Origin of the sequence: Corynebacterium riegelii, assembly GCF_001263755.1 — a bacterium.
In the GTDB taxonomy this organism is placed as follows: Bacteria; Actinomycetota; Actinomycetes; order Mycobacteriales; family Mycobacteriaceae; genus Corynebacterium; species Corynebacterium riegelii.
In genome coordinates, this window is the sequence record NZ_CP012342.1 from 504,227 (window position 1) to 516,133 (window position 11,907).

Genomic DNA, 11,907 nt, shown 5'->3' on the forward strand with positions numbered 1-11,907 from the left:
AGCGTTGGGGCACAGCGCCTAAGGCGCATACGGAAGCTGGGTTAACATTTACTCATGTCTGTTTCTGAGCTGTCCACCAGTACCCAGAACTATTTGAAAGCTATCTGGGGGCTAAAGGAATGGTCATCCGAGCCCGTTACCGCCACACTGATAGCGAAACAGCTGGGACTCAAGCTCTCCTCGGTCTCCGATGCAGTGCGCAAAATGTCGAAGCAAGGGCTCGTGTCACACACGCCCTATGGCTCTGTGGAGTTAACCGAACTTGGCAGGCAGTACGCATTGGTCATGGTGCGCCGCCACCGATTGCTTGAGTCTTTTTTGGTTCAAGCATTGGATTATACGTGGGACGAGGTCCATGATGAAGCCGAAAATCTTGAACACGCGGTGTCTGACATGCTCATAGAGCGCGTGGATAAGTTCCTCAATTACCCCACTAGGGATCCACACGGCGACCCTATCCCTACGGTTGATGGACAGGTCACTATCCCCAGTGCGCACCGTCTCACCGACAGCGGCGCACAACCGCAGGTGACCGTGGAACGCATTTCTGATTCCGACCCACAACTGCTGGCCTTCCTCAAAGAGCAAGGCATCGTCATTGGGGCTGTTCTTACCACGCGCGAAGGAACGCCCTTTTCAGAATCGCTCGAAGTACAGGTAGCCGACAGTACTCAGTGGGTAGTACTTGGGCGCCCAGCTACGGACGCAGTGTTTGTAGCACACCACAGCCTGTAGTCTTTCCCTTTCTCATTAATCCTGTCCCTACCTGCCCTTTCAAAAACTACGGTGCGGCGTAGTTTGCAACTACGGTAGTACGTAGTTAATCTTTTCGATCATCACCTATCCCACTTATGGCTAAGGCCAGGATGAGCAGGATTGTCATGTCAGACTCACCAGATTTGGTGTACTTTTCTAGCGTTTCTGAAAACACAAAAAGATTCGTCGAACGCTTAGATAGACCCGCAGTGCGCATTCCACTGCGGCCCAAGAAAACCGGAATGATCCAGGTTTCACACCCGTACGTACTCATCGTTCCAACCTACGGCGGTGGCTCGCTCAAACGCGCAGTCCCCAAACAGGTCATCGACTTCCTCAATGACCCAATCAACCGTTCCTTTATCCGGGGCGTGATTACCTCAGGCAATACCAACTTCGGAAGCGCTTACTGCGTCGCCGGCCGCATCATTTCCGCTAAGTGCCACGTTCCAGAGCTGTATCACTTCGAGCTACTCGGCACGCAGAAGGACGTTGCCGCTGTAAAGCAGGGCCTTCACAAGTTTTGGGAGCAGCAAAGCAACTAACAATTACACCCCATTGATTTCCCACAAAATGAAGACCACATCCGCAACACACAGATTGGAAACCACAATGCCGCCACTTAAGGCCACCCCCACACAGCCCATTGGCCCTACGCCCCGCACCGCTTCAGCAGACGATGCCGGCGGTGTCGGTAAGCGCAAGAGCTACCATGCACTCAACGCGCAGCTGAACCTATTCGACGATTCGGGAAGAATCCAGTTCGACAAGGACATTGAGGCAACACAAGACTTTTTAGCGCACCATGTCACTCCCCGCATGCATCAGTTTGAATCCACCAAGCAGCGCTTGGAGTGGTTGGTTGATAACGAATACTACGAGCGGGAATTCCTTGAGCTTTATGATGACGATTTTCTGTGCACTATGTACGACAGAGCCCACCGAGCCAAGCATCAGTTCCGCACTTTCCTCGGCGCATTTAAGTTCTTTACTTCATACGCACTGAAAACCTTTGATGGCTCGCGATTTCTGGAAGGCTACGAAGAACGCGTCGCCACCACAGCTTTGTACCTTGCACAGGGCGATGAAGAGCTTGCGGAGAAGCTGGTGGATGACATCATGACCGGACGCTTCCAGCCCGCCACCCCTACTTTTCTCAACGCAGGAAAAGCCCAGCGTGGCGAAATGGTCTCCTGCTTCCTCCTTCGCATCGAAGACAATTTGGAAAGCATTGGCCGCAGCGTGAACTCTGCACTGCAGCTTTCAAAACGCGGCGGTGGTGTGGCCTTGTTACTGAGCAATCTGCGCGAATCCGGAGCCCCAATCAAAAAGATTGAGAACCAAGCTTCCGGCGTAGTCCCAGTCATGAAAATTCTGGAAGATAGCTTCAGCTATGCCAACCAATTGGGCGCTCGACAGGGCGCTGGAGCCGTCTACCTACATGCGCACCATCCAGATATTCTTCGTTTCCTGGATACCAAGCGGGAAAATGCCGATGAGAAAGTCCGCATTAAGACTCTTTCGCTGGGAGTTGTTATTCCAGATATAACCTTCCAGCTGGCCAAAGAGAACAAGGATATGCATCTTTTTAGCCCGTATGACATCGCTCGCGAGTACGGCGTAGCCATGTCTGACATGTCATCACCGAGTATTACGACGAGCTGGTTTCCAATCCGCGAATTTCTCATACGACTATCAAGGCCCGCGAGTTTTTCACCACGCTGGCTGAGCTTCAGTTTGAATCTGGATACCCCTACATACTCTTTGAGGATACGGTCAACCGCGCTAATCCCCTCAAAGGACATATCAATATGTCCAATCTGTGTAGTGAGATCCTCCAGGTCAACACGCCATCCACCTACGGCGCCTCAGGTAACTACACCACCGTTGGCCAGGACATTTCCTGCAATCTAGGGTCGCTCAACATCGCTAAAGCTTTTGAATCACCGGACTTTGGGGAAACTGTTGAAACCGCGGTGCGCGCTCTCACGAAGGTCTCAGACCTAACAAATATCGAAGCTGTTCCTTCCATCGCTCACGGTAATGCATCCATGCATGCCATCGGGTTGGGCCAAATGAATCTCCACGGTTTCCTGGCTTCCAAGCGTATTCCTTATGGCTGCGCCGAAGCACTGGACTTTACAAATATCTATTTCCTGACCGTGACCTATCATGCGCTCCGTGCATCCCATGCGCTAGCGGTTGAGAAAGGTCAACGATTCACTGGCTTTGAAGAATCCACCTATGCCACTGGCGTCTACTTCGACAAGTACATCGACCAAGACTGGGCGCCGGCCACTGACCACGTAAAACAGCTATTCCATGAGGCTGGCGTGCAGATTCCTCAACGCGAGGATTGGCTACGGCTCAAGAACCAAGTGATGCAAGACGGCATCTACAACGCCTACTTGCAGGCAGTTCCACCCACTGGATCAATTTCCTACATCAATGACTCCACCGCGTCCATACACCCGATTGCCTCCAAGATTGAAATACGCAAGGAAGGCCGCTTGGGGCGCGTGTACTACCCCGCACCGGAAATGACCAACGACAACTTGGAGTATTTCGATGACTCCTACACCGTGGGGTACAAAAAAATCATCGACACCTACGCTATGGCCACCCAACACGTGGACCAAGGGCTTTCCCTGACTTTGTTCTTCACCGCTGACACCACTACGCGGGACATCAACAAGGCACAAATCTATGCCTGGAAAGCCGGAATCAAGACCTTGTACTACATCCGTTTACGCCAACCTGCACTCCAGGGAACCGAGGTCGAAGGCTGCGTTTCCTGTGCTCTGTAGGAACACGGTCCTTCCTTCATTCACAACCATCCATCAAGAAAGAAAGAAGCTATGTCTTCAACATCAAACACTGCTGAGCTAACCAGCATCTCAGTTACGCCGCCAAGTTACCGGCATGACCCTTCAGCCCGCATCCGCGCCATCAATTGGAATCGGGTGAGCGATGAGAAGGATCTTGAAGTGTGGAACCGCCTCACCGCCAACTTTTGGTTGCCAGAAAAGGTTCCACTTTCAAACGATCTCCCGGCGTGGCAGAGGATGACACCGGAGGAACGCAACCTCACCATGCGGGTGTTCACGGGACTCACCACCCTGGACACCGTCCAGGCCACTGTGGGCGAAATCTGTCAGATCCAAGATGCCCGCACCGAGCACGAGGAGGCCGTGTATACCAACATCGCCTTCATGCAATCAGTCCATGCCCGTTCTTACTCTTCAGTGTTTTCTACTTTGAGCAGTACGAAAGAAATTGATGAGGCATACCGCTGGGCGGTGAATAATGACCTTCTCCAGGCACGCGCCAAAAAAGTGCTCACTCATTATTTTGGACCCGATCCACTCAAGCGCAAAGTGTCATCGACGCTGCTTTCCTCGCTGCTTCTCTACGCGGGTTTCTATCTTCCCCTGCATTTTTCCGTCCACGCCACCCTGACAAATACGGCAGACATGATTCGCCTCATTCTGCGTGACAAGGCAGTGCACGGTTACTACTCAGGCTACAAGTACCAGCGCGGACTGGAAACGTCTGCTCCACAACGGCAACAGGAGATGCATGATTTCACTATTTCCTTGCTCGAAGAGCTTTATGCCCTAGAGCTGGATTATTCCGGCGAGCTATATGAGCCGTTGGGGCTCATGGATGATGTAGCTGTATTCGTTCGCTATAACGCCAATAAGGCGCTCATGAATTTGGGCTACCCGGACTACTTCCCACCTGAAGAAACGGAAGTGAACCCGGAAATCCTCGCTGCCCTAGCACCTGGAGCAGATGAAAACCATGACTTCTTCTCCGGCTCCGGTTCCTCCTATGTCATTGGCACCGCTGAAGAAACGAGTGATGATGACTGGGATTTCTAAACCGTTTCCACGACCAGACCAAGGAAGCTGGCTTGAGACCATCGCGCTGTTTGAAGCCATCCGCGAAGGAAACCAACCAGCAGCCATGCGGCTTTTGGATACGTCCGCCGCACGGGAGGCCGTCCTCGGGGGACTGTTAGGACTCATCGAACTGTACTTCCGCCATGAAGAAGACAAAGTGGATAACTTTCTTACTGCCGCCCACGCCGCCGGGCCACCGCCTGCCTTTGGCTGCAAGCCTTTTCTCCCTTGATCGCACGTACCTACGCCCAACTAAGAAGAAAGGACTTCCTATGACCACCCCACGCATTAGTGTTATCGTCGGCAGCCTTCGCCGCGGCTCATTTGCGCGCAAGATTGCACACGAAGTGCTCACAATGATCCCTGAAAACTACCAGGCAGACATCGTTGAAATCCGTGACTTGCCGCTCTATGACTTCGACTACGATGACCCCTCGGTCACGGACAAGCCCATTCCAGCTGAGTACACCACTTTCCGCGACACCATCAAGAACTCGAGCGGCGTCCTCTTTGTTACCCCGGAAAATAACCGTACTATCCCTGCCTGTCTCAAGAATGCAGTGGACATCGGTTCCAAGCCCAACTCGGATGTGGCTTGGAAGAACCTTCCCGCAGGTATCATCAGTCACTCTGTAGGCCGCATGGGCGGCTACAGTTCACAGAAGAACCTCCGGCTCGCCCTGTCCTACTTCGATATGCCGCTTCCTGGTCAGCCCGAGGTATTCCTTGGCCAATCCCCCACCCTCTTCGAAGACTCCGGCCATCTCAATGAAGGCACCGCAGGCTTTGTCAAAGACTACGTTATACGCTTCCTGCAGTTGGTCGACATGACATTAACAGCCAAGCACAGCTAGCGACGGCGACTAACCCTAGCCACCGCCCTCTACGAAGTACTTGAAGGCTTCTAAAGGGCCTTCTCAAAGACACAAACCCCGGATTCACACTCATCCTTGAGTTACCTGAATCTGAACCCAGGACGCTTCAAAAAACACCGCTCTAATTCTTCGATTTTCGCTGAATTAGAGCGGTTTTAGCGCTGTCGCTGGACACTGACCCTGGCGACATCCTGTTAGGCCGCTACAGGGCCATACAGGGCAGGGGAGACCCCCATCTACGGCTTGCCGCCGTCGGGGGACTCCTTGTCACCGTCGTGGTCGCGCTGTTGCTCCTGCTGGCGGCGCTTAGCGATGCGTTCCAGCGCGCGACGCAGTACTGCAGCGCTTTCCTCCTGAGTACGGTCGATGACGATCTCGCGGTACCGTTGCTTCATCTCTGGGTTGCTGTCAATCTCGACCCGCAAAAAGTCCTGATCAACATGCGAAAACTCCTGCAACGACTGCGTTGCTTCCTCGATGATGATCTTCGCTTCCTGCTCTGCTTCCTCGCGCGTTACTGCAGCGTCACGTGTGGCCTCATCATGTTCTTCACTGCCGAATTCTTCGGCAAAGTCAAGCAGCTCATCTGCCTGAGCTTCAGCGAGACCCAGCGTCTGCTCAGCTTCTTTGCGTGCGTCACTGCGGATCTGCTCGGCTTCTTGCTCGGCCTTTTCGCGTGCTTCGCTGCGGAGCTGTTCAGCTTCCTGCTCTACACGCTTGAGCTTGGCTTCGGCGGCGCTCTCAACCTCCTTGGCACGGTCCAGCAACTCTTCCGCCTGTGCCTCGGCAAGACCCAACTCCTGTTCAGCATCCTTCTGTGTGGGGTTGCCCGCAAATGGTGGACACGTAGTGGAGCTACCTCATGGTTAGGCAGCTGTTTCTTCTTCGTTGGTGGTCTGGGTGATCTGGTGCTCGAAGTCGACGGGGCTGACCATACCGAGGGCGGAGTGGCGCCGGCGGCGGTTGTAGACCACTTCAATCCAGCGGGCGACACCCGCGCGTGCAGCATCACGGGTAGGCCAGCGTTGCCGGTCGTAAAATTCGGTCTTCAGCGTCGACCAGAACGACTCGGCCATCGCGTTATCAAAGCACACCCCGGTACGCCCGACGGACTGGGCAATGCCCAGGCCGCGGCAGACGTCCCAGAGCTGCTCGCTCGTAAACTGTGCCCCACGGTCAGCGTGAAACACCAGGCCATCAGGAACCTCACCGCGTAGCGTATACGCCATCCGCAGGGCCCGTTCGACCAGGGAAGTATCTTGCACACTATCCATAGCCCAGCCCAGCACTCGGCGGGAATGACCTGAATCGGCCTGACTTTTTGAGAGTGGCGTGTTACGCGGCGTGAAGGCCTGCGTGGTTTTCTCGTTGGTAGTTGGTGTAGTGCTCGATCGGCGGGATATGCCCGAGCGAGGAATGCAACCGCTCGTGATTATACCAGTGGACCCATCCGGCTGTGGCGCGTTCCACCTCACTCCAGTTCGTCCACGTCTCTGCTTCGAAATCAATGAGTTCTGACTTGTACAGTCCGATCGTTGACTCCATCAGACCGTTGTCGTAGGCGTCGCCGACGGTGCCGATGGACCCTTCCATTTGGTGGACGGCCAGCAGTCGGCGGAGATCTGTGGAGGTGTACTGTGAGCCCGCATCCGAGTGATGGATCACCCCGGCCGACTCAAAGTACGGGTCCTGGCGCTGGCGTAGTGCCAGTGCCTGTCGCAGCGCACGGATGACCAAAGATGTCGTGGCTCGGGTGTCCACGACATACGCCAGGATCTCACGGGTGAATACGTCGGTGACAGAAGCCACGTAGCTGAAACCGCAGCTGGTGTGCACATACGTGAAATCCGCGACCCACCACTGATCGGGGCGCTGAGCCTGCGACCAGGCCCGTTGAATACGATCCGGGAAACGCTCGGCGGAGGGATCAGCAACGGTGGTGCGTGTGGTCTTGCGTCGGAGTACACCCGCGATTCCAAGGATATTCATGAGGCGTTGCACCTGGTCACGGCCGATGTTCCAGCCTGCTCGGTGGGCGGCTTTCCATAGTTTTCGTCGCCCGTAGACCCGCCGATTGGCCCGCCACAGCTCAAAGAGCCGGTGCGCGGTGTAAGCCTCGTCCAGCTCGGCAGGGGTGGGCCCGAAACCACGGGCCTGGAAGCGGTAGAACGTTGCTGGTGAAATAGCGTATTCATGCTCATTGAGCACGCGGCACATCCGCTCGATGGAATACAGGTGCCGGTGAGTGCGGAGGAAGTCCACGATCACTTTAGTTTGCGGTCGAGCTCCGCCTGGGCGAAAAAAGCTGAGGCCAGTTTCAGGATCTCGTTGGCTTCTTTGAGCCGGGCATTTTCCTTGCGCAGGGTGATAAGTTCCGCGTCTTTCTCGGCATCGGATTGCTCGACGGCGGCGTCTGCCTTTTTCTCTTCTGTGCGTACCCAGTTGCGGATAGTCGATGTTTTGATGCCGATGACAGCTTCGACAGCGCGTAGTGCGGCTGCCTTGGATGAAGCGCCGTCAGCGAGCTCCTCGAAATACAGGCGCACCGCCCGCTGGCGGGTCTCCTGGTCGTAAGGGCTGATAGCCATGTTGTTCCTCCTGTGTTACATCATGCCCTCTCACCAACCCAGGCCGGTTTAGACTGTGGTGTGTGAACATCGCACAGTCGAACAGATTTGGCGGACAGACCAGCCTTGCAAAACTAGATCCATCACGGCCCGATAATCAGTCACGATCGGACTCCTCTGATAAGCCGCATGCCCTTTTGTCACACGGTCAGAAAAATCCTCCCCCAAAGTGTTACTCGATACTCACCATTGCGTTACTGGATAGTCACCACGGTGTTACTAGATAGCCCCGCGCAACAATGTTGCTCACCCACCCATGGCCTAAGTCAGGTAAAACCCACAGGGTACAACGACAAGAGTGATCTTCACCGCACAAACTGTGCACCAAGTCAAACTAAAAGCGCGCATCGAGTCTTTCGACTGATGCGCGCATCACGGGAGCTTGTTCGTCGAGAAGCTACTCGTCCGGGTTCTCGATCTGCTTGTAGCCCGGTGCCTTCCAGTCCACGTTGACTGTGTCCTTGGTGTCTAAGCCGACACCTGCGCCGGCAGCCTCGGGCACCTTGGCAAAGATGTTGCGGCGTGCACGGCCTGCGCGCAGCTGGCGCTCCACACGCTCCGCCAGGGCGGTAAGCGCGAAGTTGATCAGGATCATGATCACGCCAACAACAAACAGGGAAGCCAGGAAGTTCTGGTTCGCAGACGCAGATTGGATGCCGGAGCGAACAACCTCAACGTAGCCAATCTGGTAACCAAGCGCGGTATCCTTCAGTGCAATCACCATCTGAGCGATCAGCGCCGGCAGCATTGCAGCCACTGACTGTGGCAAAAGGATGGTCCACATGGTCTGCCAGTGCGACATACCAAGTGCACGGGATGCCTCAGTCTGACCCTTGGGCAACGAATTGATGCCAGCGCGCAGGATTTCTGCAATGACAGATCCGTTGTAGAGAGTCAGCGCAACTACCACCGCCCAGAACGCAAGGCCGCTTGGCGGCACCATTTTGTACAGCGCGAAGAGCTGGTAGGCGAAGATCATCAGAAGCAGCACTGGGATAGCGCGGAAGAACTCCACAATCACAGCGCAGAAGCCACGCACGAGGCGGTTTTCGCTCAGCCGTCCAAGGCCGAAGACCACGCCAAAAACAATGGCGAAGATGATGCTTGTTACAGCGGCTTTAACCGTGCCCCAAAGACCGGGGAGGATGTAGGTCTTCCACGTGTTGCCGTCGAGGAATGGGCGCCACTTGGCTGCGTCCAACTGGCCCTTTTCACCCAGCGTGGAAAGCACCCACCACAACGCAAGTGCCATGAGGGCAATGGTGATAACGGTGTAAATACGGTTGCGCTGGATGGCCTTCGGGCCTGGCGCGTCATAAAGAACTGTTGCGCGTACTGCGTTAGAGGTAGCCATTTACTTCTTCACCGCCATTTTCTCAGCTGCGCGGCCAATGATCAGGCCAGTGGGCAGGGTCAGGATGATGAATCCAATTGCGAACACACCGAAGATGACAAACAGCTCATTGGCGTGGAACTCAATGGTGGACTTCATCAGCAGCGATGCCTCGGCTACGCCGATTGCGGAAGCAATAGTGGTGTTCTTTGTCAACGCGATGAGCGTGTTGCCCAGTGGTACGAGTGCTGCACGCCATGCTTGCGGGAAAATAATGGTGGAAAAAGTCTGTCCAAAGCTCAACCCCAAGGAGCGAGCTGCCTCAGCTTGGCCGAAGTGGACGGTGTTAATGCCACTTCGCAAGGACTCTGCAACAAAGCACGAGGTGTAGAGAATAAAGCCCAGTACTGCCAGGCGGAAGTTTTGGTCAGCCAAGAAGGTGCTGGAATCGCGGCTAGCCAACTGGAGGCCCAGGTTCTGGTAGAGACCAAAGGAGCAGAAGAGGATAACCAGCGTCAGCGGGGTGTTACGCACCGTGTTGATATAGAACGCAGACAGGGAGCGCAAAATCCCAACGGGGGAGACCCGCATCGCCGTCAACAGGGTTCCGAGTACCAGCGACCCGATGGCGGAGTACACCGTCAGCTTGATCGTGGTCCAGAAAGCTGGCCAAAGTTTGGGCAAAAGATCTGCCCAGAGTGCATCCATTGCTTGTTCTCCCTAAAGACTAACGATGCGGGTGAAAGGTGGCGTTTTACTTCTCCAGGAAGGAGAGGTCACCAGGGGTTTCCTTGGTAACGCCGGTGCCGCCGTCAATGTTTTCGTCAACGAACTTGTCAAAGGAACCGTCGTCGTACATTGCCTGCAGCGCCTTGTTGATTGCCTCGGTGCCTGCAGCGTCGTCCTTCTTCAGGCCGATGCCGTAGTACTCGTTGGTGAACGGCTCGCCGTCCTTCTCCAGCTCAACGAGCTTGAAGGTGCCCGGGGACTGTGCTGCGTAACCGCCGAGAATGGTTGCGTCGGTGGTCAGAGCGTCAACGTTGCCCTGGCGCAGAGCCTCAACACAGGAGGAGTAGGTGTCATACTCCTGCAGCTGAACGCCCGGGAGAGCGTCCTTAACCTTCTGAGCTGGGGTGGAACCGCTCACGGAGCACAGGATCTTGCCGTCAAGGTCATCCAGGCCGTTGATGTCGGTGTTGGCATCCTGGATCAGGAGAGCCTGGTGGGTCAGCAGGTACGGGCCGCCGAAGTTCACGCTCTCAGCGCGGGACTTGTTGATGGAGTAGGTGGCGGTGATCATGTCCACCTCGCCGTTGGAGATGAGGGTCTCACGCTGTGCGGACGGGGTCTCGCGCCAGGTGATCTCCGGCTCAGCCCAACCGTTGTCCTTAGCAATGGAGTTGACCACGTAAGTAGCAACGTCAACGTCCAGGCCGGTCATGGAGCCGTCAGGCTCACGCAGGCCAAGACCCGGCTGGTCAAACTTGGTGCCCAGGGTGACCTTGCCAGCCTCAATGTTGGCCAGCAGGCTGCCGCCAGCACCGTCGGCGGAATCGGAGCTGTCAGAACCACCGCAGGCGGCGAGGGACAGGCTCAATGCAGCGGCAGTGGTAGCTGCCAATACGCGGAATGCACGGTTCATCAGGAAACTCCTTGTTGTGAAACAGAAATGTTTGGAAAGCGATTAGTGCAGAATTTTGCCCAGGAAGTCCTTGGCACGATTGGACTGCGGGTTGGTGAAGAAGGACTCAGGGTCCGTGTCTTCAACAATCTCGCCGTCAGCCATGAAGATGATGCGGTCAGCCACCTTGCGGGCAAAGCCCATCTCGTGGGTGACCACGATCATGGTCATGCCGGAGGCTGCCAGCTCGGACATCACGTCGAGCACTTCGCCCACCATCTCGGGGTCGAGGGCGGACGTCGGCTCGTCGAAAAGCATGACCTTCGGCTCCATGGCCAGCGCACGAGCAATAGCTACGCGCTGCTGCTGACCACCGGAAAGCTGCGCCGGGTACTTGCTGGCCTGTGCGGCGATGCCCACGCGGTCCAGCAGCTCATCGGCACGGCGTGCGGCGTCTGCTTTCTTCGCTTTGCGGACCTTGATTGGGCCCAGGGTGACGTTGTCACGAATAGTCAGGTGGGGGAAGAGATTGAACGACTGGAACACCATGCCCACTTCAGAGCGCAGGCGGGCCAGGTCCTTGCCTTCCTCCGGCAACTTTTCGCCGTCGATTTCGATCACGCCGTCATCAATGGTTTCGAGACGGTTGATCGTGCGACACAGGGTGGATTTACCGGAGCCCGACGGTCCCAGCACCACAATCACCTGCCCGCGAGGAACTTCGAGGTTGATGTTTTTCAGTGCATGAAAATCGCCGAAGTGCTTCTCCACTCCGGCAATACGGATCATT

Annotated in this window: 11 protein-coding genes and 2 pseudogenes; 6 read left to right on the forward strand and 7 right to left on the reverse strand. The window is 55.6% G+C overall.

Annotated features, from left to right (window positions below):
- Nucleotides 1-54: 54 nt before the first annotated feature.
- From AK829_RS02395 to AK829_RS02415, 6 genes and pseudogenes are all read left to right on the forward strand, one after another.
- On the forward strand, nt 55-735 hold the full coding sequence (locus AK829_RS02395) for a metal-dependent transcriptional regulator (RefSeq protein WP_022862719.1): 681 nt from the start codon (nt 55-57) through the stop codon (nt 733-735).
- 146 nt (nt 736-881) lie between these two features.
- Nucleotides 882-1,301, forward strand: a complete 420-nt coding sequence (gene nrdI, locus AK829_RS02400) for a class Ib ribonucleoside-diphosphate reductase assembly flavoprotein NrdI (RefSeq protein ID WP_033399510.1) — start codon at nt 882-884, stop codon at nt 1,299-1,301.
- A 67-nt stretch (nt 1,302-1,368) separates the two neighbouring features.
- Nucleotides 1,369-3,563: pseudogene (gene nrdE / locus AK829_RS02405) on the forward strand (class 1b ribonucleoside-diphosphate reductase subunit alpha).
- Nucleotides 3,564-3,614: 51 nt separating this feature from the next.
- Nucleotides 3,615-4,640: a class 1b ribonucleoside-diphosphate reductase subunit beta gene (gene nrdF / locus AK829_RS02410; protein WP_034666259.1), complete on the forward strand. Its 1,026-nt coding sequence runs from the start codon at nt 3,615-3,617 to the stop codon at nt 4,638-4,640.
- Entirely contained in the window at nt 4,624-4,893 is a 270-nt protein-coding gene (locus AK829_RS12390) for a hypothetical protein (protein WP_034666257.1), read from the forward strand. The genes nrdF and AK829_RS12390 overlap by 17 nt, the downstream gene beginning before the upstream one ends.
- A gap of 40 nt (nt 4,894-4,933) precedes the next feature.
- Nucleotides 4,934-5,515 carry an NADPH-dependent FMN reductase gene (locus AK829_RS02415; RefSeq protein ID WP_022862715.1) on the forward strand — a complete coding sequence of 194 codons (582 nt, stop codon included), beginning with the start codon at nt 4,934-4,936 and terminating at the stop codon, nt 5,513-5,515.
- Between the two features lie 257 nt (nt 5,516-5,772).
- On the opposite strand, the gene AK829_RS02420 is transcribed toward AK829_RS02415, so the two are convergent.
- The 7 genes and pseudogenes from AK829_RS02420 to AK829_RS02455 form a co-directional block, all read right to left on the reverse strand.
- Nucleotides 5,773-6,333 carry a hypothetical protein gene (locus tag AK829_RS02420; protein ID WP_052203933.1) on the reverse strand — a complete coding sequence of 187 codons (561 nt, stop codon included), beginning with the start codon at nt 6,331-6,333 and terminating at the stop codon, nt 5,773-5,775.
- A 69-nt stretch (nt 6,334-6,402) separates the two neighbouring features.
- Nucleotides 6,403-6,840 (reverse strand): annotated as a pseudogene (locus AK829_RS02425) (integrase core domain-containing protein); the annotation flags it as partial.
- A 31-nt stretch (nt 6,841-6,871) separates the two neighbouring features.
- Nucleotides 6,872-8,124, reverse strand: a protein-coding gene (locus AK829_RS02430; protein WP_157045280.1) for an IS3 family transposase whose coding sequence is annotated in 2 segments (ribosomal slippage) — nt 6,872-7,842 and nt 7,842-8,124 — 1,254 coding nt in all. Because the reading frame shifts where the segments join, the coding sequence is not laid out codon by codon here.
- Nucleotides 8,125-8,560: 436 nt separating this feature from the next.
- On the reverse strand, nt 8,561-9,517 hold the full coding sequence (locus AK829_RS02440; RefSeq protein ID WP_052203941.1) for an amino acid ABC transporter permease: 957 nt from the start codon (nt 9,515-9,517) through the stop codon (nt 8,561-8,563).
- Nucleotides 9,518-10,204, reverse strand: a complete 687-nt coding sequence (locus AK829_RS02445; RefSeq protein ID WP_052203943.1) for an amino acid ABC transporter permease — start codon at nt 10,202-10,204, stop codon at nt 9,518-9,520.
- Between the two features lie 46 nt (nt 10,205-10,250).
- On the reverse strand, nt 10,251-11,138 hold the full coding sequence (locus tag AK829_RS02450; RefSeq protein ID WP_052203945.1) for a glutamate ABC transporter substrate-binding protein: 888 nt from the start codon (nt 11,136-11,138) through the stop codon (nt 10,251-10,253).
- A gap of 42 nt (nt 11,139-11,180) precedes the next feature.
- Nucleotides 11,181-11,906 (reverse strand): amino acid ABC transporter ATP-binding protein, encoded by a 726-nt coding sequence (locus AK829_RS02455; RefSeq protein ID WP_052203946.1) that lies wholly within the window; start codon nt 11,904-11,906, stop codon nt 11,181-11,183.
- Between the last annotated feature and the right edge of the window lies 1 nt (nt 11,907).

Bases quoted from the DNA above. Each gene is read 5' to 3' on its own strand.
- AK829_RS02445 (WP_052203943.1), bottom strand. From the start codon at position 10,204: ATGGATGCACTCTGGGCAGATCTTTTGCCCAAACTTTGGCCAGCTTTC.
- AK829_RS12390 (WP_034666257.1), top strand. From the start codon at position 4,624: ATGACTGGGATTTCTAAACCGTTTCCACGACCAGACCAAGGAAGCTGG.
- nrdI (WP_033399510.1), top strand. From the start codon at position 882: ATGTCAGACTCACCAGATTTGGTGTACTTTTCTAGCGTTTCTGAAAAC.
- AK829_RS02455 (WP_052203946.1), bottom strand. From the start codon at position 11,906: ATGATCCGTATTGCCGGAGTGGAGAAGCACTTCGGCGATTTTCATGCA.
- AK829_RS02450 (WP_052203945.1), bottom strand. From the start codon at position 11,138: ATGAACCGTGCATTCCGCGTATTGGCAGCTACCACTGCCGCTGCATTG.
- AK829_RS02415 (WP_022862715.1), top strand. From the start codon at position 4,934: ATGACCACCCCACGCATTAGTGTTATCGTCGGCAGCCTTCGCCGCGGC.
- AK829_RS02440 (WP_052203941.1), bottom strand. From the start codon at position 9,517: ATGGCTACCTCTAACGCAGTACGCGCAACAGTTCTTTATGACGCGCCA.
- nrdF (WP_034666259.1), top strand. From the start codon at position 3,615: ATGTCTTCAACATCAAACACTGCTGAGCTAACCAGCATCTCAGTTACG.
- AK829_RS02395 (WP_022862719.1), top strand. From the start codon at position 55: ATGTCTGTTTCTGAGCTGTCCACCAGTACCCAGAACTATTTGAAAGCT.